The 557-nt window shown below is 64.1% G+C and carries 1 protein-coding gene; it reads left to right on the plus strand.

The features are described 5' to 3' along the window. Window positions 1–557, plus strand: a 557-nt coding sequence (locus NP596_RS21820) for a beta-ketoacyl synthase N-terminal-like domain-containing protein (RefSeq protein ID WP_305891848.1), incomplete at both ends; no start/stop codon positions are given.

Consider the following 557-nt stretch of genomic DNA (forward strand, 5'->3'; position numbering starts at 1 on the left):
CCGAATTGGCGCTGAGCGATGCCGGCCTGCTGGGCGACCCGGTCATCAGCGGCGGCCGCACCGGCGTTTGCTACGGTTCTTCGGTGGGGTCGACCTCCGCCGTCGCCGATTTCGGCAAAATGCTGATCGACCATGACATCGGCAACCTGAACGCCACCACCTATCTGAAGATGATGGGCCACACCACCACTGCCAACGTGGCGGTGTTCTTCCAGGTACGCGGACGTATCATTCCCGCGGTCAGCGCCTGCACTTCGGGCAGCCAGGGCATAGGTTTCGCCTATGAGGCCATCAAGTTCGGCCAACAGGATGTGATGCTGGCCGGCGGCGCCGAAGAACTTTGCCCGACCATGGCGGCACTGTTCGACGCCTTGTATGCCGCCAGTACCCGTAATGGCGAACCGGATTCGACTCCTCGCCCTTTCGACCGTGACCGGGACGGTCTGGTGATAGGCGAGGGCGGCTGCACGCTGGTGCTGGAAGAATTGGATCGCGCCTTGGCGCGCGGCGCCCGCATCTACGCCGAATTGGCGGGCTTTGCCACCAACGCCGACGGC

Source organism: Methylomonas rivi (genome assembly GCF_024505165.1).
Taxonomy (GTDB): domain Bacteria; phylum Pseudomonadota; class Gammaproteobacteria; order Methylococcales; family Methylomonadaceae; genus Methylomonas; species Methylomonas rivi.